General features: G+C 55.6%; 25 protein-coding genes and 1 pseudogene. 19 read left to right on the forward strand and 7 right to left on the reverse strand.

Features of this window, described 5'->3' with window-relative positions; all coding sequences use genetic code 11:
- The first annotated feature begins 3 nt into the window (after positions 1-3).
- The 9 genes from OKW26_RS23530 (at position 4) to OKW26_RS23570 (ending at position 9,133) form a co-directional block, all read left to right on the forward strand.
- Positions 4-1,107: a zinc-dependent alcohol dehydrogenase gene (locus OKW26_RS23530; RefSeq protein ID WP_184062813.1), complete on the forward strand. Its 1,104-nt coding sequence runs from the start codon at positions 4-6 to the stop codon at positions 1,105-1,107.
- Positions 1,108-1,151: 44 nt separating this feature from the next.
- A complete protein-coding gene (locus tag OKW26_RS23535) occupies positions 1,152-1,997 on the forward strand; it encodes an amidohydrolase family protein (RefSeq protein WP_184062811.1) in 846 nt (281 codons plus the stop codon).
- A gap of 237 nt (positions 1,998-2,234) precedes the next feature.
- Entirely contained in the window at positions 2,235-3,299 is a 1,065-nt protein-coding gene (locus OKW26_RS23540; RefSeq protein ID WP_260321311.1) for an aromatic ring-hydroxylating dioxygenase subunit alpha, read from the forward strand.
- 50 nt (positions 3,300-3,349) lie between these two features.
- The gene (locus OKW26_RS23545; protein WP_184063099.1) at positions 3,350-4,915 is read left to right on the forward strand and encodes an FAD-dependent oxidoreductase; all 1,566 of its coding nucleotides are present in this window, start codon (positions 3,350-3,352) and stop codon (positions 4,913-4,915) included.
- 31 nt (positions 4,916-4,946) lie between these two features.
- Positions 4,947-6,284, forward strand: a complete 1,338-nt coding sequence (locus OKW26_RS23550; RefSeq protein WP_184062809.1) for an MFS transporter — start codon at positions 4,947-4,949, stop codon at positions 6,282-6,284.
- 66 nt (positions 6,285-6,350) lie between these two features.
- A complete protein-coding gene (locus tag OKW26_RS23555; RefSeq protein ID WP_429355394.1) occupies positions 6,351-7,523 on the forward strand; it encodes a mandelate racemase/muconate lactonizing enzyme family protein in 1,173 nt (390 codons plus the stop codon).
- Positions 7,524-7,594: 71 nt separating this feature from the next.
- Positions 7,595-8,107, forward strand: a complete 513-nt coding sequence (locus OKW26_RS23560) for a hypothetical protein (protein ID WP_429355395.1) — start codon at positions 7,595-7,597, stop codon at positions 8,105-8,107.
- 307 nt (positions 8,108-8,414) lie between these two features.
- Entirely contained in the window at positions 8,415-8,933 is a 519-nt protein-coding gene (locus OKW26_RS23565) for a hypothetical protein (protein WP_260321309.1), read from the forward strand.
- A gap of 11 nt (positions 8,934-8,944) precedes the next feature.
- Positions 8,945-9,133 (forward strand): hypothetical protein, encoded by a 189-nt coding sequence (locus OKW26_RS23570; protein WP_184062805.1) that lies wholly within the window; start codon positions 8,945-8,947, stop codon positions 9,131-9,133.
- Positions 9,134-9,638: 505 nt separating this feature from the next.
- Here OKW26_RS23570 and OKW26_RS23575 read toward each other — a convergent pair.
- From OKW26_RS23575 to OKW26_RS23600, 6 genes and pseudogenes are all read right to left on the reverse strand, one after another.
- Positions 9,639-10,685 (reverse strand): TauD/TfdA family dioxygenase, encoded by a 1,047-nt coding sequence (locus OKW26_RS23575; protein WP_429355396.1) that lies wholly within the window; start codon positions 10,683-10,685, stop codon positions 9,639-9,641.
- 62 nt (positions 10,686-10,747) lie between these two features.
- Positions 10,748-12,106 (reverse strand): MFS transporter, encoded by a 1,359-nt coding sequence (locus OKW26_RS23580; protein ID WP_429355397.1) that lies wholly within the window; start codon positions 12,104-12,106, stop codon positions 10,748-10,750.
- An 80-nt stretch (positions 12,107-12,186) separates the two neighbouring features.
- Positions 12,187-13,281 (reverse strand): enolase C-terminal domain-like protein, encoded by a 1,095-nt coding sequence (locus OKW26_RS23585; RefSeq protein ID WP_429355398.1) that lies wholly within the window; start codon positions 13,279-13,281, stop codon positions 12,187-12,189.
- 7 nt (positions 13,282-13,288) lie between these two features.
- Positions 13,289-14,653 (reverse strand): MmgE/PrpD family protein, encoded by a 1,365-nt coding sequence (locus tag OKW26_RS23590; protein WP_429355399.1) that lies wholly within the window; start codon positions 14,651-14,653, stop codon positions 13,289-13,291.
- A 69-nt stretch (positions 14,654-14,722) separates the two neighbouring features.
- Positions 14,723-15,853 (reverse strand): porin, encoded by a 1,131-nt coding sequence (locus OKW26_RS23595; protein WP_429355400.1) that lies wholly within the window; start codon positions 15,851-15,853, stop codon positions 14,723-14,725.
- Positions 15,854-15,856: 3 nt separating this feature from the next.
- Positions 15,857-16,948 (reverse strand): annotated as a pseudogene (locus OKW26_RS23600) (ISL3 family transposase); the annotation flags it as partial.
- A 743-nt stretch (positions 16,949-17,691) separates the two neighbouring features.
- Between OKW26_RS23600 and OKW26_RS23605 the strand changes: the two are divergent.
- From OKW26_RS23605 to OKW26_RS23640, 8 genes are all read left to right on the forward strand, one after another.
- Positions 17,692-17,961 (forward strand): hypothetical protein, encoded by a 270-nt coding sequence (locus tag OKW26_RS23605; protein WP_429355401.1) that lies wholly within the window; start codon positions 17,692-17,694, stop codon positions 17,959-17,961.
- 104 nt (positions 17,962-18,065) lie between these two features.
- A complete protein-coding gene (locus OKW26_RS23610) occupies positions 18,066-18,536 on the forward strand; it encodes a hypothetical protein (RefSeq protein WP_027197791.1) in 471 nt (156 codons plus the stop codon).
- The gene (locus OKW26_RS23615) at positions 18,533-18,718 is read left to right on the forward strand and encodes a hypothetical protein (protein ID WP_429355402.1); all 186 of its coding nucleotides are present in this window, start codon (positions 18,533-18,535) and stop codon (positions 18,716-18,718) included. Before OKW26_RS23610 ends, OKW26_RS23615 begins: the two co-directional genes overlap by 4 nt.
- Positions 18,719-18,776: 58 nt before the next feature.
- Complete coding sequence (locus OKW26_RS23620) at positions 18,777-19,106, forward strand: hypothetical protein (RefSeq protein ID WP_429355403.1); 330 nt, start codon at positions 18,777-18,779, stop codon at positions 19,104-19,106.
- The gene (gene dctP / locus OKW26_RS23625) at positions 19,103-19,840 is read left to right on the forward strand and encodes a TRAP transporter substrate-binding protein DctP (protein ID WP_429355404.1); all 738 of its coding nucleotides are present in this window, start codon (positions 19,103-19,105) and stop codon (positions 19,838-19,840) included. The genes OKW26_RS23620 and dctP overlap by 4 nt, the downstream gene beginning before the upstream one ends.
- Positions 19,841-19,848: 8 nt before the next feature.
- Entirely contained in the window at positions 19,849-21,285 is a 1,437-nt protein-coding gene (locus OKW26_RS23630) for a DHA2 family efflux MFS transporter permease subunit (RefSeq protein WP_429355405.1), read from the forward strand.
- 274 nt (positions 21,286-21,559) lie between these two features.
- Positions 21,560-22,096, forward strand: coding sequence for an IS66 family transposase (locus tag OKW26_RS23635; RefSeq protein WP_429357124.1), 537 nt, complete (start codon positions 21,560-21,562; stop codon positions 22,094-22,096).
- 505 nt (positions 22,097-22,601) lie between these two features.
- Positions 22,602-22,865: a DUF4148 domain-containing protein gene (locus OKW26_RS23640; protein ID WP_184062786.1), complete on the forward strand. Its 264-nt coding sequence runs from the start codon at positions 22,602-22,604 to the stop codon at positions 22,863-22,865.
- Positions 22,866-23,870: 1,005 nt separating this feature from the next.
- Here OKW26_RS23640 and OKW26_RS23645 read toward each other — a convergent pair.
- Positions 23,871-24,983: a porin gene (locus OKW26_RS23645; RefSeq protein ID WP_184062784.1), complete on the reverse strand. Its 1,113-nt coding sequence runs from the start codon at positions 24,981-24,983 to the stop codon at positions 23,871-23,873.
- A gap of 376 nt (positions 24,984-25,359) precedes the next feature.
- On the opposite strand from OKW26_RS23645, the gene OKW26_RS23650 reads away from it, so the two are divergent.
- Entirely contained in the window at positions 25,360-25,890 is a 531-nt protein-coding gene (locus tag OKW26_RS23650) for a hypothetical protein (RefSeq protein ID WP_260321307.1), read from the forward strand.
- 31 nt (positions 25,891-25,921) lie between these two features.
- Positions 25,922-26,443, forward strand: coding sequence for a DoxX family membrane protein (locus OKW26_RS23655; protein ID WP_027197785.1), 522 nt, complete (start codon positions 25,922-25,924; stop codon positions 26,441-26,443).
- Positions 26,444-26,736: the final 293 nt, after the last annotated feature.

Consider the following 26,736-nt stretch of genomic DNA (forward strand, 5'->3'; position numbering starts at 1 on the left):
CACATGACGAAGAAGGTACTGGCAGCAGTTAAGACGGATGTCGAAACCACGGAAATTCGTGAATTCGATTATCCGACTGTCAAGCCTGAAACCGGAATTCTGCACATCGAAGCGAGTGGCGTAGGTGGCAGCGATCCCGAGCTCTACCGCAAGGCCGGCCACGTTCCGGTCATCATGGGCCACGAAAACGTCGGGACCATCGAAGAAGTCGGTGAAGTCGCGGCCAAGCGTTGGGGCGTGAAGCCCGGCGATCGCGTTGCTCTGCACGAATATCTCCCGTGCTGGCACTGCGAATGGTGCATGAAGGGAGATTTCCGTCTGTGTATGGACGTCGATTTCTTCAATGTGAAGGATCGCCTGAATACCGATCGGTTCGGCATGTCCACCGCCAACAAGGCACCGCATTTGTGGGGTGGCTACGCACAGTATATGCATCTGCCGCTCAACACGGTGTTGCATAAAATTCCGCAAAACATGCCGGCAACGCACGCAACACTGGCAGTGCCGTTCGGTAACGGCGTGCAGTGGGCGTGTCTCGACGGCGGCGCAGGTCCCGGTAAGGTCGTACTCGTCTGGGGACCGGGCCAGCAGGGCTTGGGCTGCGTGCTGGCGGCAAAGGCCGCAGGCTCATATACGGTGATTCTGGCCGGCATGACGCGCGATCAAAGTCGTCTCGATCTGTCGCTGCGCCTGGGCGCCGACTATGCAGTCAACGTCGAAACGCAAGAGCTCGAAGCCGAAGTGATGCGTATCACCAAGGGTCGGGGCGTGGACGTCGTGGTTGATACGACCGGCGACCCCAAGGGCGAGATCGTCAAGCAGTCGATCGCACTGGCGGCAAAAGGCGCCTATCTGAGCCTGAACGGCCTGGAGCAGCACGTACCGATCGGCGAGATCAAGAAGCGCTATCTGACGGTTCGTGCACCGCGTGGCCGTAGCTACGCAGCGGTCGAATTGGCACTGCGCTATGTAGGCTCAGGCCGCTATCCGATCGATGAAGTGTGCTCGCACACGTTCGGCCTGTCGCAGGTGCACGACGCAATTCTGGCCACCGCAGGTCGGGGCATTCAAGGTGCGATCCACGTGTGCGTGGACCCGTGGAAATAATGCCGCAGATCATTGGTTAAATTGAATTTAATAGAGGTAACGTCATGATTGACAGCCACGCACACCTTATTTCGACCGACCGCGAGAAATATCCGCCGTCGCCGCTGAGCGGCGTTCTGGAAGAAAACGCATTCGACAATCCGGTAACGGCTGAGCGCTTGATCGACTTGCTCGGCACATTCGGTATCGATAAGGCGCTCGCGGTCCAACGCGCGCACCTCTACGGCTTCCACAACGACTACGTCGTGGATTCCGCACAGAAATATCCGGACCGTCTGCGTTCGCTGTGCATGCTCGACGCACTGGCACCGAACGTCGAAGAAACGGTGAAATACTGGGTCGGCGAGCGCGGCTCGGTCGGCATCCGTCTGACGGAACCGAAGAAAGGTGCAGACAGCAGTTGGTTCGCTTCGACGCAAGCGCGTCGTGCATGGGCAGCAGTGACGGATCTCGGCGGCAGCGTGCGTCTGCACTTCTACCGCTGGAATCGTTTGGCAGCACTCGAAGCGCTTCAAGACGTGGTGACGGAGTTCCCTGATACGCCGGTTATTCTTGACCACTTTTCAAATATTGTCGGCGAGGGCCCGGGACCGGATTACGGCGTGGATGAAGCACTGCTGAAATTCGTCGACAGTCCGAACGTCTTCTTGCTTTATTCCATGATCAACCTCGGCAAGTTGAAAGCGCTCGAGCTGCCGTCCGCGCCGGTTGTCGAGCGTGTGGTGCGCTCGTTCGGTGCCGATCGTGTGATGTGGGGTTCCGACATCGCTCAATCGAAGGGCGACTACAAGGACATGGTCCAGCTGGCGAAGGACTCCGTCTCCACCCTGTCGGCCGAAGATCAGCGCAAGGTGCTGCATACGACGGCTGAGCGCGTCTACTTCAGCTAATGAAGTTGCAAACATAAACGGCGTTCTGACTGGAACGCCGTTTACGTGCATTTCAGGGTTATCCCGAGTCATGTCGCGCGAAGCAACGCGATAAGATGCCATGAATACTGAATTGAATACTATTTAGGATGCCAGTCCGGTTGAGTCACAGAGGTCGCATGCGCAAACTGGCAGGTCTATTGTGTCGCACCTTGTTCCGATTTATCCGTTCCCGATTCCTTTCTCAGGAGACTGACAATGAAATTCCTCCGGAACTGCTGGTATATGGTTGGATGGTCGAGCGAGTTTTCGGCTACTGATATCGTCCCGTTCACGGTGATGAACGAGGCACTGGCGCTCTACCGCAAGGAAGACGGCACGCTCGTAGCACTCGAAGATCTGTGTCCGCACCGCCTGGTTCCGCTGTCGGTCGGCCGTAAGGAGGGTGATGAACTGCGCTGTATGTACCATGGTCTGAAATTCTCCGCCGACGGACGCTGCACCGAAATCCCGGGCACCGATCGTATCTCGTCGAAGGTCTGCGTTCGTAGCTACCCGATCGAAGAAAAACATGGTGCTGCATGGGTTTGGATGGGTGACGCTGCAAAGGCTGATCCCGCGCTGATTCCGCCGATCGAAGGTCCGGACAGCGCTGTCTTCGCGATGAAATGCTCGAAGAAGGTATGGAAGGGGAACGCGGAAATTGTCGCTGACAACTTGCTCGACCTTTCGCACGCACCGTATGTTCACGAAGCGACGTTCGGTGCCAACAACAAAGTGTCGCTCAAGATTCAGAAAGATGGTGAAGCAAAGCGCGGCATCGATACGGTCGAGCGTGGCGTCGTTGCTGACCGCTGGCACCTGGGACGTCAGTCGAATCCATACTTCGGTGAAATCCCTTCCGACGACAACGTCGTCAGCACGTTCCTCGTGCCGGGCGTCTTCATCCTCAAGATCCATTCGTACGCCCCGGGCGTTCAGGATCGTCTCGTCGATGGCAGGCCCACAGAAGAGCCGATCTTCCGCCGTTGCACATGCCAGATGATCACGCCGATCAACGATACGGAATCGATGTTCTTCTACAACTTCGGTCCTGATCACGAGCATGCCGATCTCGCAGATCACGCTTTCGCGATCGCCGAAGCCGCATTCGCTGAAGACAAGGCAATCATCGAGACGCAGCAGGCAACGATCTCGAAAACGCCGGGGCGCAAGATGATCATGTTGGTGATGGATCAACCGGTGCTGCGTTACAACGAAATCTACAACGGTCTTCGCTCGGCGGAAGAGGCTGAGCGAGCCGCTGCTGCCCCCGCAGCCTAGGTAGATCGAACCGCGCTGGTATGTTTTCTGAGACACGAGGAATAACGAAAATGGAATTGAATTGGACCGAGCCCCGATGGGATGACCAGGCCGATATGGTTGTTGTCGGCTACGGCGGCGCCGGCGCGGTGTTTGCGCTTGAAGCTGCTGAGCAGGGCGCCGACGTGCTCATTCTCGAAAAGGGTGCGCAGGGCGGCGGCAACTCGGTCTGCGTCGCGGGCGGTCTGATCATGACCTCTGTCGACGAAGAAGAGTCGTTCAAATATCTGAATTGGCTGTGTGGAGGCCAAACTGATGAAAGCGTTCTTCGCCATTTCGTGTCGAGCCTCAAGAACATACCCGCCTGGCAGCACAAACTCGAATTGCCGCTCAAGGACAACCCGCAGCCGTTCTCGGCACCGGGATTTTTTCCCGAATTCCCGGGGGCTCCCGGCGGGGAAAGCATCAAAGGCATGAGCGTCGTCGCCGCACCGGGCGGAGCTGGCCTCTGGAATGCGATCTCCGCACAAGCGGAGAAGGCGGGTGGCCGCGTCCAGTGCAACACTCGCGTCACCAGGTTGGTTCAGCACCCGGCCACGAAACGGATTCTCGGTGTTGAAGCCGAACATGACGGCAAGACGATCGCGGTGCGTGCTCGCAAGGCAGTCGTGTTGGCCAGTGGCGGCTTCGAGGCGAACGACGCCATGTGCAAACAATTCCTGACTGCTTGCCCGATCTACTTCCTTGGTAGCCCGAATCTGACCGGGGACGGCATTCGAATGGCGCAGGAGGTTGGCGCGCAACTCTGGCACATGAACGCCGTAGCGGGCCCCCTGAACATGGGCATCAAGACGAAGGAAGGCTACGTCTATGTGACTTACGACCTGAACAAGGTCGCGGGCTTCGGCTATAAAAGCGGCGCCTTCAAGGACGGCGGCAGTCTGTTGTGGGTCAACCGCCAGGCGAAGCGCTTCCATAACGAAACGGTGGACACGTCGGTTGTCCAACATGGATTGGCCAATCGCGATACCTGGTTGGCAACGACGCCGGGCACCCCGGAATTCACGAACGTGCCGGCATTCCACATTTTCGATGAAAAGGTGCGTGCGGGCGGTGCGGCAATGACGACGCTGAATTCGCGTGTGCCGCCGTGGTCGCAAGACAACCTCAAGGAAATCGAAGAAGGCCTCGTCATCAAGGCCGATACGCTTGAAGAACTGGCGTTGAAGTGCCAGTGGCCGGAGATCCAGGGTGTGTGCAAGGCCGGCCGCCTCGATCCGGCCGCACTTCGCGAGACGGTTGAGCGTTACAACGATCAGTGCCGCAACAACCTTGATCGCGATTGCGGGCGCGAAACGTTCCTCGTGCCGCTCAACGATGAAGGCCCGTACTACGCGATCGGGCCAATGCTCCCGACCTATTTGAACACGCACGGCGGTCCGAAACACGACGCAGGTCAGCGTGTTCTCGATCATCAGAACAAGCCGATTTCCGGTCTTTATGCAATCGGAGAATGCGGATCGCTATGGGGACCGTATTACAACTCGATGGGCGATATCGCCGAGTTCATCGTATCTGGCGTGACGGCGGCAAAGACCGCACTCGCCGATAGTGGGCGGGAGAAGGGCGCTAAATAGTTGTACGGATAATTAGCAAGGAGACACCGTAGTGAGTGAGATCGCAGATGTACAAACGAAGTTGGCCCCCGCCGACAACGTGGAAGATTCAAAGACGACCAAAGGTGCATGGTGGATGCTTATCGTTTTGACGTCCACCTACGTCATCTCGTTTATCGATCGGGGCGCGCTTGCTCTCGTTGTCGGACCGATTAAGGAAGACCTCGGAATTTCCGATCTTCAGGTCAGTTTGTTGCTTGGCCTTTCCTTTATGTTGCTGTATAGCATGCTCAGTATTCCGATGGGCATTCTGGTCGACAAATACCAACGGAAGACGCTCCTCGGCGGCGCGATCATGGCATGGTCGGTGGTTCAGATGCTTTGTGGTCTGAGTACGACCTATCTCCAGTTGTTCTTCACACGTGTTGGTCTCGGTGTTGGTGAATCGGCGCTGGCACCCGGATCGCAGTCGATGATTCGTGACGCATTTCCGCCGCATCGTCGCAGTATTGCTTTCGGTATCTACAATATCGGTCCGATGTTGGGTACTGGTTTGTCCATGGCTCTCGGTGCCGTCCTGTTGAAGGCAGCTTCTGCAGGCGCATTCGATACACTACCTGTCGTCGGCGGCATGAAGCCCTGGCACTTTGTACTGCTGGTGCCGGGCATCATTGGGGTTCCGTTCGCGATTCTGCTTTGGCTGCTGCGTGAGCCGCCCCGTCGTTTCCAGACCGATATTTCCGATGTGACGTACAAGCAGACCATGTGCTTCGTCTGGAAGAATCGTGGCGTGTATGTTCAACTCTGGGCTGCGATTTGCCTATACGGTATTGCCATTGGTTCCCAGATGGCATGGCTTCCGGAAATCATCGCTCGCACGCTACATGTTGCCCGTCCGGAAATCGGTAAGGCGATAGGCGGCGTTGCACTGCTCGCTTCCCCACTCGGTCTCCTGATTTGCGGCGGAATCGCGGACCGGTTGCGCAAGCGCGGCATGGTCGATGCGCCTGTTCGGGTAGCGGCAGTCACAACGGCAATCGCCGCAGTCGTTACGGCATGCTTCCCGCTCGTCCATACGATGAGCGCGGGTATCGTCCTCTACTTCGTCCAAATGTTCATGTTTGCGATGTTCGCGGTGGCAGGCGGTGCAACGAATGCCGAGTTCACGCCGGGTAACATGATGGGCAAGATCACCGCCCTCTATTACTTGATCACGAATCTCGTCGGGTTGGCACTCGGCCCTACCGTGGTGGCGCTCGTTGCTAAATTCTTCGACGGTGCGAATGCACTTGGCGCCTCGTTCGTCATCTGCTACGTGGTCTCCGTGGCATTGGCAGTGATTCTGCTGATCCGTGTCAGCGGTGCATTGCGTCGGCCAGTTGTGCAATAACTCGTCGTCGCGTCGGGGCGTCATTTCTGACGTCCCTTCCCACGAATATCTATAGGTTTAAATCAAGTGAAGATAACCCGCGTTGAGTGCATTCCGATTTCGATGCCGCTGAAGAAGCCGATTAAGCTTCCGAATGTCACAATCACATGCCTGAATACGCTTTTCTTGGCTATTACAGCCGACAACGGTCTCGTCGGCTATGCGGAGTCGGGGGACACTTCATCGTGGTATCGCGGTGAAAGCCAAGCGTCGATGACGGCGATGATTTCCGATATTTTCGCGCCACGAATTTTGCTTGGTGAAGATGCGAGCAATATCGAAAAGATCGTCGGCATGATGGATCAACTCGCACGCGACAACAATCAGGCGAAGGCGTTGGTCGACTGTGCTCTGCATGATCTGAAGGGCAAATCTTTGGGCGTGCCAGTCTACAGCCTGTTGGGTGGCCGCACTCGCGAGAAGATTCCGCTCGGTTGGGTATTGTCGGCGGGTGAGCCCGAAAAGGTGGCCGAGCTCGCGATCCAGGTCCGCGAAAATGGCTTCTCGGCGTTCAAGCTCAAAGTCGGCCGTCATACGTTCAATAACGACGTGGCTACGGTCCGCGAAGTGCGAGCCGCGCTCGGTCCGGATGCCAAGATCATCCTGGACGCGAATGGCTCATGGAACTACGAGCAGGCGTTGGCGACGATGAAGCGCCTCGATCAATACAACCTCTCATTCCTGGAGCAGCCACTGGCGCATCAATACCGCGACAGCCTGTCGAAACTGCGCGAGCGTATCACCACACCGATATACGCAGACGAGGGAGCGCAAGAGTTGGGCGATCTCCGCGAAATCGCCGAACGCCGTTCGGCCGATGGCGTCGTTCTCAAGATTCAGAAGGTCGGCGGGCTGGTCAAGGCACAGCGATTCCTGGCCGCATGTCGCATGTACGACATTCCTGTCTTTTGCAGCACGCTGATCGGATCGGGTGTCGAATCCGGGCCGAGCACGCATCTCATGGTCGCAAACGAGTGGGCATGCCAGTTCATGAGCGAAAGCATGGGCCCTCTCGCGATCCACGCAGCATGGAACAGTGGTGATATCCCCGTCGATCAGGACTTGGCTATCGGCGGCCAGCGCTTTAGCGGCGGCTTTGCGTATCCGAGTGAAGGCGTCGGATTCGGATTTGCATTGAATCAAGAATTACTGGCCAAGATTCATACGCCGGGACAGCAGCATCGGGTTGTCGAAGCGTAATAGCGGAACACAAGGCGGCGGGCTCGATTCCGGCGCGTTGCATAACCATAATCCAATATAGGAGATATTCGATGCACGGACTTAATTCGCCACCGTGGAAATATGCTGTACTTTGGCTCCGGGTTTATTTCGGCGCCGATCTTTTGTGGTCGGGTTTCCGCTATCTTTCGACAGGCTGGGTTCCGTTTATTCCAGGCATCGGAGGCCAATACGTGCAGGCGCTCGATGCCATTCACATGTTTTATGCCGTTAAAGCAGTGGAAATGCTGGCCGGCATCCTGTTGCTGACGAACCGATACGTGTTGCTCGGCGCAATTCTCGAGTTCCCGACATCTATCTCGATTTTCTGGATTAATACCTTTATCGTTGCGACTCCACGTCAATTGTTCTCGGGTCCGAATCAACTACTAATGAATGGCCTCATTCTGGTGGCGTATGGCGGCTATATGGCAAGTGTGTTTAAGCCAAACAAGCCGCTCGCGCTATGGGAGGGCTTCAAGGTCGACGTCTGGAAAGAGCATTTGAGGCTGAGTAAAGGCGCCGAATCGACGTCCACTATTAAGAAATCAAGCGATTTCGCATAAGGGAGATCGAAGATGAAAAGTAACCGGAATCTTTATATTGGCCTTGCATGCTGCGTCATCATGACGTGCTGGGTATTCTTCGGATCCACAGGACTGGGCTATACAGAATATCGAGAATTGCGCGCACGCGATATGTTTGGCCTGGCAATTCCATGGATCTGCGTCATCACCGTTTTAATTCGGGATCGACGCAAAGGCATCATTTAACGGGCTCTCAGGCAGTGGTCTGGACCACCGCCTTTGGGGTATGCCTGCCGCAGGCATATTTCGTCGCTGTACTGCACTAATTTTTTGGAAATATTTCCTTATGCAAAGCGCTAATTCTTCCCCGTGGAAGTACGTCATTACGTGGCTTCGGCTGTATTTCGGCGCACACCTTTTCTTCTCAGGCATTCGATTCGTGATCGACGGGTACGTACCGATGGTTCCTGGTCTTGCTGGTCAGTATTTGGCCGGTGCCGATGCAATCGGTATGTATCATTGGGTCAAGTATATGGAGGCGATTTACGGCTTCCTGCTTCTGACGAACCGTTTTGTCTTACTGACGCTGATTCTCGAAATGCCGACGACGGTTACGATTTTCTGGCTGAATACGTTCATTTCCGCAACGCCGCGTCAATTGTTTTCGGGCCCGCAAGAACTGCTGATGAACGGTTTGCTGCTGCTTGCGTATAGCGGTTATATGGCTGCATGCTTCCGCCCGACCCTGAACCCTATGTGGCTGTGGGACGGTTGGAATGGTTTCAACCTGAAGGGTAAAGGTGGTCTATTGCAAACCGACCCAACTTTGGTCGGTGTGTCTGTCGAAGAAAAAGTATCGGCTTAAGGAGCACTCGCATGAAAAAAAATACCTGGATCGCAATCGCCATCTGTATCGCGCTGACGCTGCTGGCCATCGACGGATCAACGGGTTGGGGTTGGGCGGACTACCGTCCGCTGCGTAACTTCGATTACTTCGGTCTCGGCATCTCCTGGCTGCTTTTTATCGGCGTGCTCATCCGCGACAAGATCAAAGGTGAAGCCTGAGCCTCGGTTGTGGATCTATAAAAGAGCCCGGAGACGACTCTCCGGGCTTTTCTATTTGAAATGTATCGCTAAAAGGTGCTGTTGAGAGTTCGAAAGTGGATGCGCTGAAGCTCGCAGAATACGAAGCTGCTGAGCCAGCAGAAGATGCGTTCGACCATTTAGCGGCTCCGCAACAGAGCGAAGGTTTTTTCGCGACCGGTAGCCTGACGACTAACGCTGGATGCCTTGCCCGACTCGGCCTGGCAAGCTCTTCGCCGGTGAGCTGTCACCGGCGAGCGCCACCGGACAGTCTGACCGGCGGCTTTCTGAACTCGACGCGCCAGTTGGCCAACTGGCACGTCTGCGGCTCGTTGGCTGCCGTCACATGCACGGGGGGCAACAGCGCCAAAGTGTCCATCGCCATATGGACCTTGAGAAGATACGTGCGTCAAATTCGTGTAGAACTATAGAGGAATAGAAACGCGAGGAGCGCGGCGAGCGGTACCACCTCGCATTTCCTATGAAATTAATCTACCAGCGCCTCGTATGTACGATACTTGCGCAGCCCACATTCACGGCCAATGCCACCACGGACTTGGCCAGCGCCGACCTCCCCATATGTCGGCTTCAGGCTCACATCAAGTTCACGAGAATTCGGCACCGAGAGCCAGAGGCGGAACAGATGGCGCTTCCTCGCTTCGTCGGTGTAATCCTCAAACGCCGTACGTCCATGGACACAGACATGGTTATTGACGAACTGCATGTCACCGGCCTCGAACATCATGGACACTGCAAACTCTTCGCTTTCGGCAAGTTGGGTGACCAGGTCGATGGCCTCGCGTTGCTTATCCGTCAGATGGGGAACGCCTTCCATCCCTTGGGCGAGATTGATCTTCACGGGAAGCCACAAGCACGAGAGCTTGTTGGCTACTCGCGAAAACAACGGCTGCTGGAAGTAGGGCGGATGACCTGCACTAAACGGAGCTGGGATTGTAGTTTTCCAGCAGAACGGCTGGTAGAGCACCTCCAACAGATCTGGTCGGGTCCGCGCGATTTCGTTATGTATTGCGACGGTACTGGCAATTCGTGACAGTCCGCCAGACTTCGCCGGACGCACGACAAACAGACCGACTACGTCGCAGGTATCGACATGGAATCCACCGGCGGCGTTGGTATTGTAAAGTCGACCATCGCTTGTACCAAAATCACGGACATCGCCGAGAAAATCTCCTTTATAGCTTTGGCAAACGGCGGTCCCGAGATGCAATCCGATTCCCCAAAAGATATAACGGAGATCGTCGACTGATTTGCCTTCTGTTGGAAATCCGCGAAGGACATACAGCCCGTATTGATTCTCCAGTGACTCCTTTAGGTGAGACAAGCGGACGCCGACGTTCGGAAGCGGAAAATCTTCCATGGTCAACGTATCGATTGTCTTTCCGAGGGAATAGGCATGCGCTGCTGCCCGTTCGATCTCGTCAATTTCATCCGGCGTCAACGAGTGAATCCAGTCTGTTGCGGACCCCATAGCGGCGCCGCGCCAGTCGCAGGGGTCATCAATAACAGTATTCATATGATTCTCCAAATATAAAAGCGGGATGACGATCAGTCATCCCGTGAGTCATTCAGCGAACTCTAGACGGGCGATGCTTGGGATTCCGTAACCTGCTGTTCTACAGATCGTTTCGGAATATGAGTCTTGAGCAAACCAAGCGCGATAAACGTGACAGCAATGGAGATTGCAACGCCCAAGAAAAGATACGGCGCACCAAAACTCTTGATCACCCACCCAGTAATCGAAACGGAGCAAATGGCGCCCGCGCGCGAGACGGCGACCACCCACCCCACTCCGGACGCACGAAATTCGAGGGGGTAGATATTGGTAGAAAGAGGATATTCGCCGAGTTGAATGCCTGCGATCGAAATGCCGGTCAAGCCCATGCCGACAATCAACGCCAGGTCCTCAAGCGGTGTCGAGGGGCCGTTCACGTGGTTGATTGTGAGCGCGAACAATCCGAGGGCAACGAATACGCCGAGCAGAGCAGTATACTGCAGCGATTTTCTGGAACCTAACCGGCCAAGCAGCCAGCCGCCGATCAATGCGCCGATTGCGCCGGCAAAATTCGAAACCATCAGGCCGTGAACTGCGACATAGAAACTGAAGCCCATGCCCGTCAGTGCCGAGGAAGCCCAACTGGAGAAAGAGACGGCCGCAAACTGATTGGACGCCCCGCTGACCCAAAGACAAAGCGTATCCCGGAGATATTGCGGCGAAAATAGCATGCGAACACCAACGCGACCGAACTTGGGACGTTCAACGAAGAATTGGCTTTCGCTTGATACCGTAAGGTCCGGGCGCAACTTTTGTAGCGTGGTCGCGAGTTCCTTATTTCTTGATTTTCTCAGCGTAAGAAAGCCGGGAGATTCCGGCACGAGTCCGAAAAGTACGAAAACGAGAAGTAGCGGCACTACACCGCCAAACATGACGACACCGCGCCAACCGAAATGCGGCAAGACCAATGGAATCAGCAGACCATTCAGCGATGCACCGAGCGGGAATCCGATAAATGCCGTGGCCATGACCTGACTGCGAATGCGCTGTGGCAACAGTTCGGACAGGAGTGATGCGATATTCGGAGTTGCGGCACCAAGTCCGACGGAAGCAATCAGGCGAAGTGCGATGATAGCCTGCATGCTGGGTGCCGCCGAAATCGCAACCGTTGCACTACCAAAAAGAATCACACTTGTGATCAATGCACGGCGACGGCCCCACCGGTCACCAAGCGAGCCACCGATAAATCCACCGCAAGCGCCACCGATCGGACTGACAGACAGCGCCAGCGTCACGAGACTACGACTCGCGCCGAAATGCTTGGCCACGACCGGCATCAGGTAGCCGAGTGTCGTGAAGTCCATGCCGTCAATCAATAGCGTAAAGAACAGACAGATCGACACCGCGATCAAGAGGCCTTGAAACTTCGCGCCTTCGATCATCTTATCGACGTCTACTCGCCCTAATATATTTTCAATCACGGGTATCCTCTGTTAGCAAATAGTCCAAAATGCTAAATGGATTAAAACTCAACGGACCAGTAGCAGCGGTTTTCCAAGAAGGAACGATCCACGTCCAGGCCGAACCCAGGTCCGCTAACGGCCAGGCTACCAACTCCGTCGGGACGCGGCACCTTGTGGAACAGGCAGTCGCCCCAGTCCAATACTTCTACGGGCAGATGATCGTCCACGCCGCAGGCGATATGCGCGGAGTAGTACGGATAGGCATGGGAGCCGACGCGAGTTCCGATGCGGTTTAGAATGCGGGCGGCTTCGAGTTGACGCAATGGACCGCCCAAGAGTCCCATATCGAGCAGCATATGGGTAGCGCCTGACTCGGCGAGGAGCAGCAGCTCGGAGACGTTCGTGCTAATCTCACCAACGGCAACGGGCGAGGCGACCGATACACGGTTAAGTTCTGGATAGGCAACGGGATCTTCTACCCAAAACAGCGGGGCCGAAAGTCGCTTGACGAAATCGTTCGCCTGTTGCGGCGTCCAGCGACGAAGCGCGTCGATCGCCAGGTTGTCCGCACCGAACATCATGAGCATGCGCTCGACGCGCTTGATATCTACCTCGAAGGGCTGGGCTCCGACGATCATTTTCGCGCGAGTGAAGTTTTCTTCGAAGCAGTGAGTGGCCGCCGCTTCAAGATCGTCGTCGGCTGCAAATGCGAGGTGGTAACTGCTATAACAGGGCACCGGACGAGCGAAACCGCCCCAAAGATGCGCAACCGGAACATCGAGGATCTTACCTAAGAGGTCCCACGCTGCAAGACTAATAGCGCATGCTGCCGCGCGAGTCGCGTTATCCGAATCCCGACCGAAATGCCGTTCTTCGCTTCTTTCGATAGCGATCAGGGTGGAGAGTTTAATGCTCTGTGCTCTCAATAGCTCTTGAGCGGCATGCGCCGCATCCAACGAAGCCTCGCGCGTCATGTGCTGCACATGGCCGAATCCGCACCGGTCATTTCCATCGCGGATCAATGCATAGAACACGGTTACATGATTGCGGAAACCGGATAGCGCGCGAAAAGGCGTAATCGGAATTTCAGCGGCCCCAATGGAAATCGCGATCTTCGTTCCGAGAAGACTTGCAACGTCGAGATTTTCTACCATTTGTTGCTCACACGACAGAGAAGAGGGACGCGACAGAACGTACTGAGAATCGATCTGCGTCTTGACAGAGGCGTACAGCCTTGGCCGTGTCAAATCCGAATCCGTCGAGATTGTCTCGAAACTTCTCGACGATCTGCGCCCTTGTTACGGGAGAAGCTCCGTGCTGGCTACCGGTAAATGAACGCCCGTCCTGGGTCTGCAGAGTAATCTCTGTAGACCATCGTCCGGGGCCCGTATTTAGCGGCAGGATGCTAATCCTTTTCATCATCGACTGGACGACGGGGTTTGAGATGTTTTCAGCCTCATACCAATCGCGATAGGGACGAACGCGAAGAATCGCGAGTGCCAGGCCGTATCGCAAGTCGGTCCACGCTTCGATGGGGGTGCTGACATCTTTCTCGTGATGAAGATAGTGTGTTCTTGTCAGGACCTCGACATGATCGAGATCGCCTATGGTCAGATCATTATTGGAAATGAGACCGAGCAACAGCTCGATGATCGGTACAGACCCGGTGCCGACAGGGTAGGGCTTGAATTCGACAGTATCGAGTTTCCAGACTTCACCGAGCCCCGTGAGAAGATGGTCCCAGTCACAGCCCTCGGCGCCGGATAATCGCCAAAACGGATAGTCGCCCTCAAGGACAGATTGATCGCCGGTAAAGCCGCGGCGGGCCAGCAGTGCAGCCTCGACTCCATTGCGCGCCGCCAAACCGATATGATCATATTTGGTCATCGCATCCTGGGACTTGCTGAAGAACCGCCGGAGGGTCGGTATCTGTGCGGAGTAGGCTGCGATACCGAACGCGTTCAGAAATTCGTTTTCAGAAAGGTTCAAAAGGCGACCGGCGGCGACCATAGCACCAATCGTTGCAAAGGTATGTCCCGTCAGCGGAGCCTTCGATTTAGTCGGCCTGCGAAGGGCGGCACCGAGACGGCCCCCCATTTCCATTCCAAGCGCAATAGCGGTGATCAAGTCGTCGCTGGAAGAGTCGATGGCTTCCGCTACTGCAAGGGCGGCAGGTACAACGACGACTGCCATATGTCCTTCAGGACCGAATGCATCGTAATCAAGGGCGTTTCCGAAGATCGTGTTTGCGAAAACGGCGCTCAGTAGGCTGACGGGCTTATGGCCCACCATAGTGGCTTCCAGAGGTCCGTGCTCTCCAGCACAATAGTCGGCGACGATCCGTCCAACTTCTGTTGTTGAGCCGGCAACCGCACAGCCGATCGTATCCAGCAGAATCGATCTGACGCGACGTTGTGTTTGCTGTGGCAGATTTTCGATCCCAACGCCTCGCGCCATCTTCACGATTTCGAGTGTGGGATTGTCGATCGGTGGCTTGAAAGCCTCTGCATTTTCGTTTGGCGCCATGACGCTTTCTCACTCTATTTAGAACGTATTACGACGGGGCCTCCACGGCCGCCCCGGGGCTTCAGCAAATCAGAACTTATGCAAGATACCGACACGCAACACGAGCTGCTTGTTCGTCGTGGACGGCGATTCTCCATTTAGGACAGCGACCTGACCATCGCCGCCCGTTTGTTGATACACAAGCGTGGTGAAGAGTTGCGAGCGTTTTGACAGAAGATACGCCGATGACACAGCAAAGACGTCCCACTTGTATTGGTCCATGGTCGAGTAGGAATAGGCGCCTTGGACGATGACGTCGGGCATGACGTTATAGCGACCGCCGACTTCGTAACTCGACATCGTTTCCGTGATGTTGTGGAACGCCATTTTCGTCTGCGTGAACGTCGCCGTAACCTTGAGGTCTTGGGTCCGATACATCGCGCCGACACCCAATACATTGCTGTGATCGAGGAGGAAACTTCGCGCCGAAAAATTCTGGCCGAACATGCGATGAACCCCAATGTCAGTCGCCGGGCTAATCGTCGTGCCGTTGATGCTCTGATAACTGAGGTACAGGTTATACGGACCGTTGGAGTAGACGAGGTTGCCGCCGACACCTCGGCCCGTGTTCGTCGTCCCGGAGTCGGGCGAGCCGAAACTGTAGAACAGCATCGCGCGCGTGTTGGCAATCGGCTCACTTTGGTACTTGATCGTATTGTTCAGCGTCAGACCGGTACCGCGGTCGTAATTGCCGGCGTGCGCCGCCGTCGTCGAGTTGTCGATCGCCGTGGTGAACGGCACGATACCGTAAGCGGCGTCATACTGCTTGCCCAACGTGAGCACACCGTACTTCTTGTCCGACAGGCCAACCCAGGTTTGACGCGTGTACGAACCGCCAGTATTCAACTGGATACCGGTTTCATATCGGAAGACTGCCGACAGGCCGCCGCCCAGATCTTCTGTTCCGGTCATCCCCCACATGTTCGGCCAACGCTTTTGGCTGGCTAGTGACCAGAGCGAGTGCCCATTGGAGTTGGAGTTGTAGCTCAGGCTGTCATCGACGATGCCGTACAAGGTTGCGCTGGATTGGGCATAAACCCAGTTGGTGCCCGCGAGTAAAGCGACTGCGCATAGCGCGCTGTACCTGGTCCTTTTCACGAGAGATAGTCTCCTGATCGTTTTAATGGGTCTTCGCGGAAAAGAGTGATGAAAAATCTCCATTTTTCAGATTCGAGGCAGCATGCAAGTGAGGATCTTCAGGCGCAGATACTGCTCATCTCGCAATCCGTACGCGCGTCGTTGGATGACCCGAATCTTGTTATTGAGTCCCTCAACGAAGCCGAGCGGCACCTTGTTTTCTGGCTTGCAATAGGAAGCAATCCCCTCCCAATGACGCTCGACCATCGCGGCAAACTTCTCATAGGGCTTCAAACGCTGCCACCTCAGGCTGGATTTCCAGTTCTCGAAGAAGCGACGTGCCCAGCCTTCGCGCTCGTAGTCCCACAACTGCCCGAACGACTCCTTGAGCAGGTACGCGGTATTCAGCCGTCGGTTCGCTGCGAGAAGCGTCTTCAACGAGTTCCTGCCTTCCATCGACAGGTTTTCGCGATGACTAAGCAGAACGTACTTCTGGCCTTTGATGTAGCGCCGCTGCTCGCCTTGCAGGCGAGCGTATTCGCTCTTGCGCACTTCATCCAGGGCTTCGTTGAGCTGCTTTATGACGTGGAATTTGTCGTACAGGATGGCCGCATGCGGCACGCGTTCCTGCGCGACGTTGTAAAACGGCCGCCACATGTCCATCACGACAAGCCGGATGCCGCGGGCCTTTTTCTCGCCCAGCCAGTCATAGAACTGATGCATGCTGGCCTCCTTTCGATCTTCGCCACCGAACCAGATCGCACGGCCCCGTATCAGGTCGCTCACAACAATGCGGTACGTCTGTCCCCTGCCAATCGAAATCTCGTCGATGCCGATGACCTTCGGCCCAGGCGTGCCGAACCGCTCCAGTTGCGCCCGCATGTACTGCATCTCGAGGTCCTTGACCGTGTGCCAGTGCAATCGCAGTTCGTCGGCCACGTCCTTGATCGTGCTCTCGCGACAGCGACGACCGACGTACCACGCGAAGCGCTTCGTGTAGTGAGGGTTGTCCGCCAGAAAGCTCAGTCGTTCGCCTTTCACGCTGCCATCGCATCGACAGCGGACCCGACGAGCTTCGAGTTCCAGGTAAATCCGTACGTCGCCGTTCGGCAGATCTCGAACGCGACGCACCGTGCGATCGTGGATCGAGCACCGTCGACCACATCCCTTGCAGGCCGTTTTTTTGAGCGCCGAACCAGCGTGACTACGCGTGCCATGCGATCACCGAAGACACCGCGCAGCGCTTCGCAAGGACGGAATCCGTCGAACCGGTATGCGTCAGAAAGACGCTTGAGTTTGCGTGAAGTAGCCATCGCGAAATCATGCCCGATTTCGCGAGGCCATCAAGACGCGCGAACCCTTACCCAGATTGGCTCTCCGACGTTTTCATCATGAAAAACCATCACACTTTTCCGCGAAGATCCGTTTTAATTTTGACGCTTGTCCGAAGGGCAGGACTGCCGAACGACACTTCGCGGCTTGCGGAATCGAATATGTTCGCTACCAAATCGAAAACACGTCGAATCCGTAAGTAGCCTGCTTCTGATTACCGCAGACACACTCGATAGCGAGCTCTTTATGCCGGCAATATCGTAGGCAAGAAGATATACCATGCACGCACGGCCCGGCCCTCAAGGTTTAACCTGGTTAACATTCCCGAGGAGTATCGGAATTTGAGCGAATTTTTTCGCCAAACCTGCGCCTGCCCCCGGAATGAGCTGTCAGAATTAGAATGGGGGTTTTCCCTGTGTCCACGCGGCGCGACGATATACTATACTTTAGATAGGCTAAATTGAATACAAAAGCTGCGGGCGATTTTCTTTCGTTGAGCCCGCGGGGAGTATGTTTGGTTCGCCACCGGGAACTCTGCTCGAGCAGCACACTGCGACCCGAGTAAGCGCCTGGTTCGACAGTTTGCATGGATGTGGGGCGTCGCACTTCTGGGGGTCTTGTTCATCGTGCAGATCGCTCACGAGTTCCACTTCGGCCCGCATTGGCACTGGTACGCGGACACAGGCAAGCTCCGGCATGAAATCTTTACCGGAGTTCATGGAGAGGCTTCCGCAAAGGTGCCAGTACATGATGGTGTGGCACACCAGGTACTGCTCCTGATGTTGATGTTCAAGCCGGTGATCGGCCGTATCGTCGACTGGAAGGCGTTGTCGAGCATTTGCTGGCCGGACGTCGCGTAAGTCTGTAAATCGGATATACGAAATTGCAACTGATTACCCCAAGTGAGGGTTCGCTGCCTCGCATAGGTGACGTAGTCTTTTTATCTGTATCAAAGGAAAGTACGATGAAGATGGCACACGAATCACCGTGGAAGTACCTAGTCATGTGGGGGAGGTTGTATTTCGCGTTCCACTATCTTGAGTCAGGACTTTATTACGTAATTTTTAGATACGTGCCGGATTTCAGCCACGCAGGCAAAGTTGGTGCGTATATCGGTGCGATGGCGGACGTCGGGTTCTATCAAATGATCAAGTATGTTGAGGTCATACTCGGTACGTCGCTGCTACTCGATATAGGGGTGCCGCTTGCGCTGATCGTCATGGCGGGTATCAGTACGACGATCGTCTTTCTGAATCTCTTCGTCTCGCCTGATCCGCGTGAATTGTTCACTGGCCTTCAGGAGTTGTTCCTGAACGGCGCACTCTTGCTGGCATACGGTGGATACTATGCAAATTTTTGCCGTATAAAGGCGCAGCCGTTTTGGTTTTGGGACGGGATGAAACGCGAAGGACTTGAGCCGAGGGGTGAGTCGTGAAGAGGGATTTCGTTGTTGTTTTTATGGTTGTTGTGGCGGTCACGCTGATTGTAATTTCCACTTCGACAATTTTCTTCGTGCGTCATCTACGTCTTTATGATTATGGTCCGCCCCTGGGCGCCGGGATCATTGTTTTGGCGATGATGATCCGGGCCGCGGTATCAAGGCGATATAAAGATTGACGCGCCGTCCACAGCGCACCCGTACCTTCACTTCACCGTCTCGAAGGACGCTGGAAACATGACGAAGCGATTTACACGTTCCAAGTCGATATGGTCGCTAAAGCATATTTGCAATCACATTACCGGGGCGCTGCTCGGAACGCTTTTGATTGCACAGCCGATATGGGTACATGCACAGCCGCTGCAAACGCTTACGATCATGGAATATCGGTCGCCCCTGAATTCGGATCAACCGACAGTGCGCGGCATGATCCGGTTCGCGGAACTCGTCAACGAGGAGTCCAACGGACGCCTGGCAGTGACAGTAAGTCGAGCGACGGTTCCTGGATCGCCCGAAGACCAGATCAAGGCATTGCAAAAGGGGGGGGGCCTGGTGCTCCCGATATGATGCTGCTGGTTACGCCGGCGCTGCGTCATCTCGAACGCGAATTCGAAATCATGGACCTTCCGTTCGTGGTCGACAGCGATCGCCAGGCGCATGAACTGCTGGACGGTCCCTTTGGCCGGGAATTGCTGTCGCGTCTCCAAGGCCATGGACTGACGGGGCTCGCTTGGTGGGAAAACGGATTCCGGCAGATCACGACGTCGGGGCAGCCATTCAAACACGCTAATGATCTGACTGACCGTCCGGTTCGTGTGATTCCGGAACCGGCGTTTGTGGAGACGTTTAAGGCCTTAGGTGCCAAGGTCGTTGGTCTTCCGTATCCCGATCTATATCCGGCTCTGAAGTCGGGACGAGTGGAGGCCGAAGACAACTTTTACTCCCAAATCCTGGTTGGCCATCTGTATGATGTTCAGTCGAGCGTGACGGTGACGAATCATTCCTATAGCGCGATTGCAGTCGTTGCTAACTCCGCAATATGGCAAAGGTTGTCGGTTGGGGACCGGAATGTTCTGCAACACGCAGCGGTGGAAGCAGGGCGCTATGAACGCGACCTGGTTCGAGAACAGGCCGAGGCAGATAGAGCCACACTTGCACATCATGGAATGATCGTTCAGAGCCTCTCGCCAAAGGAAATTGCAAGGATGGAATCTATGACGGAGCCCGTCAGAGAGCAATTCTTCCGGAACTACGATCCCATAATTCTCGATACCTATCGGCGTCAGATAGCAAAGCGTTAGATAATTCGGTGAGTGACGAAAATATAATCCTCGGGGCAAAGCAGGACGCCAAAACGGCGTCGCCCTCTCGGCAGACGCGACTGATTCCTATGATCGTCGCTGTGCCGATGTTTTTGCAGGCAATCGATACGTCGATATTGGGCACGGCACTTCAATCGATTGCTACGTCGTTGAACGTCGAGATACTTCACCTCAACTTCGCCATCACCGCGTATCTTTTAAGTTTAGCGCTGTTTCTGCCCGCGAGCGGTTGGCTCACGGATCGCTTCGGTACCCGCCGTGTTTTCTGTTCGGCAGTTGCGATATTCTCGGTGGCGTCGGCACTGTGCGGAGCCGCAACTTCTATCACTCAAATAGTTCTGTTCCGGGTATTGCAGGGCCTTGGCGGCGCAATGATGGTGCCAGTCGGCCGGTTGATTCTCTTGCGCAGCATTCCGCCTGCACATTTGGTAATGGCGATGGTCTGGTTTACTGTGCCTGGGACCATCGGTCGTGTCTTGGGACCGCTCCTCGGAGGCTTCATCGTCACGCTGGCGTCATGGCGCTGGATATTCCTGCTCAACATCCCTTTCGGCGTGCTGGGGATCTTGTTGTCACTAAAGTTTGTGCCGGATTCGCGATCAGAAAAAAGGGAACCGTTTGATGTCACCGGCTTTGTTTTGATGGCGATCGGACTTTCTGGAGTGGTCTGCGGCCTGGAAACTATCGGGCACAATTTTGTTTCTCTGAGCGCTACAATTTTTATTACAAGCATTGGTATCGTGGCATCAATCGCCTATTGGATCTATAGCCGAGATCGTGCTGACGTGATCATTCCGCCCAGCCTATTCCGATATAAAGCATTCAGTATCACAAATATCGGCGGTATGCCATTAAGAATAGCGGTCGGATCGTCTCCGATTTTCGTTCCGCTGCTTTTGCAGGTCGGTTTGGAATTCACGCCTATTCAGGCCGGATTGACGAGTGCCTGGCTTTCGGTTGGAGCCTTTGGGATTCGGCCAATTATGCGACGGGCGATTAATAGATTCGGATTCAAACCTCTTATGATTGCAGCGACGGTACTGTCAGGTGCCGCATTTGCTGCTTATGGTTTGTTCTCGCCCGGAATGTCGATTTATTTCATGTGCGCCGTGCTCTTCGCGGCTGGCATCTTCAATTCGCTTGGAATGGTCACGATGAATACGGTCGGATATTCCGGCGTCCCGAAGGCCATCATGAGCAAGGCAACAGCACTTTCAACTATGATGCAGCAGACGTCGATGAGTATTGGTGTCGCACTATGCGCTTCCTGCTTGACGTTTAGTGCGCGGGCTCACGGGCATAGTCCGGAGCATTTGACGATGAGCGATTTTCCGATGATGTTCTTTATCGTCGGGGCGTTGAGTTGTCTGTCAATGCCTGCGTTCCTCCGTCTTCCGAACGATGAAGGTGCCGAGCTGCGGTAAGTGATCTCGGTTAAAACGATGAGCGCCGGATGCGCACCCGCAGTCAGCGACAATTTCGGGCGGAGTTTAGGCTAGCCATTATGATGGCCACGATCGCGATGTGCGCTTCGCATGCTTCACATTCGGCCCGATCTGCTTGTCGACTAGACTTTGCGGACGATACCGTCGGGCCTAACCGTTAAGAGAAAAAGCCCAGGCACTGAACTGAGCCCGGAGAACCGGATGGTGCAAGGAGGCGGAATACCGAAGGGCTGGGCGCTACACCGGAGGCGAACTGTATGCAATTGAGCCCGCGATCCGCGGCAAGCCACGGACGTGCGAAGACGTGTCTGTCAGGAGCAGGCGGGGTCCGCTACTCGACGCCCTCGAGACCTGGCTGCGCTCGACATTGAGTCATATTTCGCAGAAAGGCGATACCGCCAAAGCCATCAACTACGCGCTCAACCAGTGGCCCGCGCTTACAATGTACGTCGACGAGGGGATAGTCGAGATCGACAACCATGCCGCTGAACGCGCCCTGAGAGCGGTAGAGCAGGAAAGGAAAGGCGGATTCATCCGGTCGTCGCAATCTTTGATCATGTTGGTGTTTATGGGGCGACCAGCGGGATGGATGCATAAGCTGACGCGGCGAGGGGCGATGCGCTCGTCAGGTGCACCGTCGCGTCGGCGTGAGATCGAGCGGCGACTCTGGAAGCAATTTGCAAGAGACATTACAAACGCGAAAGCAGAAGATCTGTTTTCACGGATTCAGTTTGACCTCGTTCGCCTTTCCGAATTGCAGGGGGATGAACGGTGCGGATCATCTCGCTGACGGTCATCGAGAAGCAGTATTGCCGGAATGCGAAACTGGCGAAGCAGATTTCAAGCGTCCCGACGTTTTCCATAGCGTCGCATGTCGTGAAGAAGCGACGACGGTGCCCGACATCCACTCCGTCGCATTGAAGACGCGACGCGGGCTTCCCGCCCTTCACGTCCCTTTGTGATGGACGGCAGCCAGAAGATTGCGCCGCGTATTCCTTTGACAATTGCGGCGTGGCTCGATGCTAGGCGATCCATCAAACACCTCGGGCCGGCCATGGCCGCAAGGTCCAAATTCGCGCCTGGACGAAGGACTGCGGCGAAGCCGGCGGTCTGTCGAAGCTTGCCTCGGCGGCGCAGGAAGTAGGGCACCAAGTCGGCGCGCCGCTTGCTGGAGCCACATTTCGAGGGTCTCGCCGGTACACATCAGGCAGAATGAATGTTGTTTCGATCTGCCTTTTTTTTGTCAAGACAGCGCCTATACTCTCAGGGATATCCCCGATAAAAAAGGCCTTGCCATGACCTCTCTTCCGCGTATTGCGCTCGGCGCCCTTGCCGCAGCGTGCTGCTTTGCGTCCGTTGCGGCGCTCGCCCAACCGTACGATTCGACAGCGCCGCTGACGCGCGCCCAGGTGCGCGCCGAGGTGATCGAATGGCAGCGGGCGGGCTACGATCAGTCCGACGATTGGTCTCACTACCCTGAAAGCGCGTTACGCGCAGGCGCGATCGTCGCACAACGGCGTGCAGAGACTGCCACTCCTGCGGGTGGCGCGCGCCATTGACCGCGGCGATCCTCGACTGGAAAGACCGCTCGCGTGAACCGCGCCCCTGTAGTTGGATATTGATCCGGCCTTTGGATGCAAAGTACAACGAGCAGTTTCGGCGGCAGATAGTTCAGTGGTATCTGGAGCCGGGCGCGAGCACACGAACGTCGGCCGCGCGTTATGGCATGGGTGGCAGGGCGATCCGACCCGGGGGCGAGCTACCGGGAACATCGCCTGGCCGGCCAGTGCACTAAGGTCATTGGCCACGATGCCCGGTTTAGGCCGTCGGTGCTTTGCCTGCAGCAGCGCATCGAGCCTTTTCAGGGACGCTACTCTGGGGACGAGCGTCCGGTACGCGGACCTCACAGTCGAGCTCCGGAGCGACTATGATCATCACGGGCGCGTTACGGCGATGTGCATGTCATGGAGGCGATCCGGCAGGCTGGACAGTTGATCAAGTACCGCGCCGGTGGCCCGTCCAGAAGTGGGTTCCGATCTAGCCGGCTTTAACGTCGACGGGCCGAAGCTTCTATGTGTCGCCGGTGATGGATTCATACAACGGAGAAATCGTTGCTTCCGGATGGATCAGCGACTCAGCTACGAACTGGCCAGCGGAGGTTGAAGAACGCACAGACCGCACTCCCACGCAAGGAGTGGCCACTGCAGCGTTCAGACCAGTGCTGACACCGCTGCACGTCAGCCTATCGTCAACTGCAGGACCGCCGCAGCCACGTGCAAAGCATGTCCCGCAAGGGCGATTGCCTCGATAAGGCGGCCATGGCAAGCCTCTTCGGCGCGCTCAGTCTGAATCCGCCGGGCTCGAACGTTTTGCGTGCGCCGGTCAATTGCACGCGCGCTGGATAGATACATCCACTACAACAACCACGAACGCGTCAGGAAAAATTAATGGCCTAAGTCCTATTCAGAAAAGGACTCAGGCCTTGATGGCCCGCCAGATTTTAACTGTCCGACTTCGCGGGGTCAGTTCGTTCGGCGGGTTTTCAATTGCAACAGCAACTACGCTCAGAAGCGCGTCGACATGCCCAGACCGATAGCCGTCACATTCGAGTGCTGACCGGTAGTAGCCAAGCCCCCCGGGGGGTAAATCGACTGACTTGCGATACCACTATTCCAGAGCTTCTTGACGAAGCCATAGAGCATAGTGGATTTCGAAACCGAGTAGGTGTAGCCGATAGCAGCGGAACGGATGAACCAGTCTCCGACTTTAACCGGCGTCGTGATTTGTGTGCCGCTCGCAGTGAGATTCTGGTCGCTCAGCTCGCCATACGAGACGCGGACCGTGCCGAAAGGGCTGGTCGGGACCGTGAAGCCAACCTGCCACCCCTTGTCAACGAAGCCTGGATCGTTGGTACGGATTTGGCCCGAGGCATACAATTCCATGAAATTCAGGTTGTAGCGGATGCCAAGGACATTTTCGTACGTATTGCGAGCCACGGCAGCTTGGTTCTGAAGGCTATGGCCGAAACCGTATTCCGTGATCAGGGGGCCGTTTTCATACCGCAGCGTCGCGAGTTCGAAGTGCCGCTGGTAGGCTTGAGCCGTCAGCGGATCGGAGGGATCACCCCAAGAATAGGTTAGCGTGCCGGTCAAGCCGCGAAATGTCGGGCTCGTGTACTGAATCGAATTGTCCGACCGTGCCGGGTCTTGCAGCATGTTGAACAGCCACGGACGCGGATTCTCACCGCCGATCGAACCCAGCGGGGATCCCGGTGCGAGCAGTATCGGGTCGAACGTGCCACCCCAATCGTAACCCATCGTCTGGAGGCGACCGGCGATCAACTCGCCGTACTGTGCGCTATGCAGGCCGACAAACGCACGACGACCAAACAGACGGCCGCTTTGGCCTGAGGTGCCGTTGTTGATATTGAAGCCACTTTCGAGGGTGAAGATTGCCGATAGACCGTTACCGAGATCTTCCTGGCCCCTCAAGCCCCAGCGCGAACCACCTGCACCACCGCTGTTCATGCTGATGACGTGCTGCCCATTGGAGTTGGCAAAATAACCCATGAACACATCGGCCACGCCATACAGTGTGACACTGCTCTGCTGCGCTTGAGCCATCATCGGCGCGAATGCTGCTGCGGCAATTGCGCCGCAGGTAATAAGTTTACGCACTGGAAGCCTCCAAAAATTGATATTGGTCGTAGGGCGGGCTGCCGACCCACCGTGACACGCCGAGATATGGGGTGTACGAATTCAAAATGATATTCTTTGTTGCATAAGTTGTGTGGAAAAAGCACCAAAATGTTGCTTAAGGGTATCCACTAGATGACAGTCGCGTGATCCATTTGGCATGACTTTGTTACTTAGCGATGCAAAGTAATGTGCAATAGGGACTCATTTTTCTTAGGGTCGGAAGTCAAAATCGGGTTTTCCCCACGTTTACAAGGCTTCTTGTTTGCCTATAGCATTAGATATGCTAAATTGAATACAAAACGCGGACCGGGGCAGCGGGCTCAAGGTTCCTATTGCAATGTGCCAAGGAGAAAGGATGTCAAACATTCAGGGTGGTCTTTCGTCGCCCGAGTTCATCGCGCAAGCAGATGGATGGCTCGATAGTTGGACGGGACGTGTAGCAGCAATGCTTGTCGGATTCATTTTCGTCGGCTGGATTGCGCACGATCTCCATTCGGATCCACGTTGGAAGTGGCACGCAGGCACCGGCAAACTTCCCCATGAGGTCGTTCACGAATTTATGGACATGGCCTATGCGCAGGGCCATGGGAGCGAGGCCTACAAGGAATACTTCTCGGCTAAAGCGATTGATACCGCGCCCCAGACCGTCGATCACCGGGATGGCGAGCCGATCCCCGATCACGTGAAGAAGATTATCGTTGAAGGCTTTGACGTCGCTGTCTACCACACGATTGGCGCCGCGCGCGGTCAGGCCGCACAAGACGTCGTTGATGTATTCCAGCTCGACGGGTCGGGCTGGATCATTCGACGTGATCGTCTCACGGCTCCGGTGCAAGAACAGGCGGCGAACACTGAGGTTGCCGCGCAAAAGCGGGGCTCCAAATAAGCGGGTCGTAAACAAAACGGTGAAAGCATATATGTCTAACGATGATCGTAGGACGACGGCTCAACTCGTCGGCAAAATTATTCTGACCTTCTGTCGCCTGTATCTCGGCGGTTGGATGGTGGTGAGCGGCACCAGCTATTGGCGCACCGTACTCGGGATGGGACCAATCTTTCCGCAGCCGTTCGGCACGCTCCATGCGTCGAATGAATTGCTTGTCACGATGGTTCACACGCACTTCTTCCACATCGTGAAGACGCTTGAGATCTTGGGCGGCCTGTCTCTCGTGCTTGGCCTCTTCGTGCCGATCGGCCTACTGGTCCTGCTGCCGGTGTCGTTTGTGGTCTGGTACAACGCAATCATCCTGAACCATCGTTTCGATAAGATGTTCACGCCATACATGGGCGTCGGGTGTCTCTACATCAACCTGGTGCTGTTGGTCTGGTATATCCGCTACTACCTGCCGATGATGACGTTCAAGACGACGATCGGCCGCATCAGCGACTGGAAGAAGTTGTCCAAAATTTTCAAACCAGATGCTGCTGATCTGGTCTGAATTCGGATTTTGAAGTGAGGGATTTAGCTATGCTGCTTCGGCAACGTAGCTCTTTTTTTGTGTAAGTATCTCGCGATATTCCCGAACAAACGACAAAAAGGTTACTACTTCTTAAATCGGTTTGTCATTCAGCCGAGTTTGTAGCGACATTCGGGGTGCATTATTTGCCATGCTGTTGATCGTGCAATAACGAAGTTCGGATTCAAGCCGATCATGGTCCTGTCCGCGTCTGTGCAGGCGATATCGGCGCAGCGTCGGGACTTGGGCGACTTCGCGCGATTGCAGGCATTCCT

It is taken from the genome of Paraburkholderia sp. 32 (assembly GCF_050435345.1).
GTDB lineage: Bacteria > Pseudomonadota > Gammaproteobacteria > Burkholderiales > Burkholderiaceae > Paraburkholderia > Paraburkholderia tuberum.

Coding starts and splice junctions, on each gene's coding strand:
- OKW26_RS23655 (WP_027197785.1), top strand. CDS start 25,922: ATGTCTAACGATGATCGTAGGACGACGGCTCAACTCGTCGGCAAAATT.
- OKW26_RS23640 (WP_184062786.1), top strand. CDS start 22,602: ATGACCTCTCTTCCGCGTATTGCGCTCGGCGCCCTTGCCGCAGCGTGC.
- OKW26_RS23650 (WP_260321307.1), top strand. CDS start 25,360: ATGTCAAACATTCAGGGTGGTCTTTCGTCGCCCGAGTTCATCGCGCAA.
- OKW26_RS23530 (WP_184062813.1), top strand. CDS start 4: ATGACGAAGAAGGTACTGGCAGCAGTTAAGACGGATGTCGAAACCACG.
- OKW26_RS23585 (WP_429355398.1), bottom strand. CDS start 13,281: ATGGTAGAAAATCTCGACGTTGCAAGTCTTCTCGGAACGAAGATCGCG.
- OKW26_RS23540 (WP_260321311.1), top strand. CDS start 2,235: ATGAAATTCCTCCGGAACTGCTGGTATATGGTTGGATGGTCGAGCGAG.
- OKW26_RS23575 (WP_429355396.1), bottom strand. CDS start 10,685: ATGAATACTGTTATTGATGACCCCTGCGACTGGCGCGGCGCCGCTATG.
- dctP (WP_429355404.1), top strand. CDS start 19,103: ATGATGCTGCTGGTTACGCCGGCGCTGCGTCATCTCGAACGCGAATTC.
- OKW26_RS23565 (WP_260321309.1), top strand. CDS start 8,415: ATGCAAAGCGCTAATTCTTCCCCGTGGAAGTACGTCATTACGTGGCTT.
- OKW26_RS23590 (WP_429355399.1), bottom strand. CDS start 14,653: ATGGCGCCAAACGAAAATGCAGAGGCTTTCAAGCCACCGATCGACAAT.
- OKW26_RS23595 (WP_429355400.1), bottom strand. CDS start 15,853: ATGGAGATTTTTCATCACTCTTTTCCGCGAAGACCCATTAAAACGATC.
- OKW26_RS23620 (WP_429355403.1), top strand. CDS start 18,777: ATGACGAAGCGATTTACACGTTCCAAGTCGATATGGTCGCTAAAGCAT.
- OKW26_RS23560 (WP_429355395.1), top strand. CDS start 7,595: ATGCACGGACTTAATTCGCCACCGTGGAAATATGCTGTACTTTGGCTC.
- OKW26_RS23535 (WP_184062811.1), top strand. CDS start 1,152: ATGATTGACAGCCACGCACACCTTATTTCGACCGACCGCGAGAAATAT.
- OKW26_RS23580 (WP_429355397.1), bottom strand. CDS start 12,106: ATGATCGAAGGCGCGAAGTTTCAAGGCCTCTTGATCGCGGTGTCGATC.
- OKW26_RS23610 (WP_027197791.1), top strand. CDS start 18,066: ATGAAGATGGCACACGAATCACCGTGGAAGTACCTAGTCATGTGGGGG.
- OKW26_RS23605 (WP_429355401.1), top strand. CDS start 17,692: ATGTGGGGCGTCGCACTTCTGGGGGTCTTGTTCATCGTGCAGATCGCT.
- OKW26_RS23545 (WP_184063099.1), top strand. CDS start 3,350: ATGGAATTGAATTGGACCGAGCCCCGATGGGATGACCAGGCCGATATG.
- OKW26_RS23570 (WP_184062805.1), top strand. CDS start 8,945: ATGAAAAAAAATACCTGGATCGCAATCGCCATCTGTATCGCGCTGACG.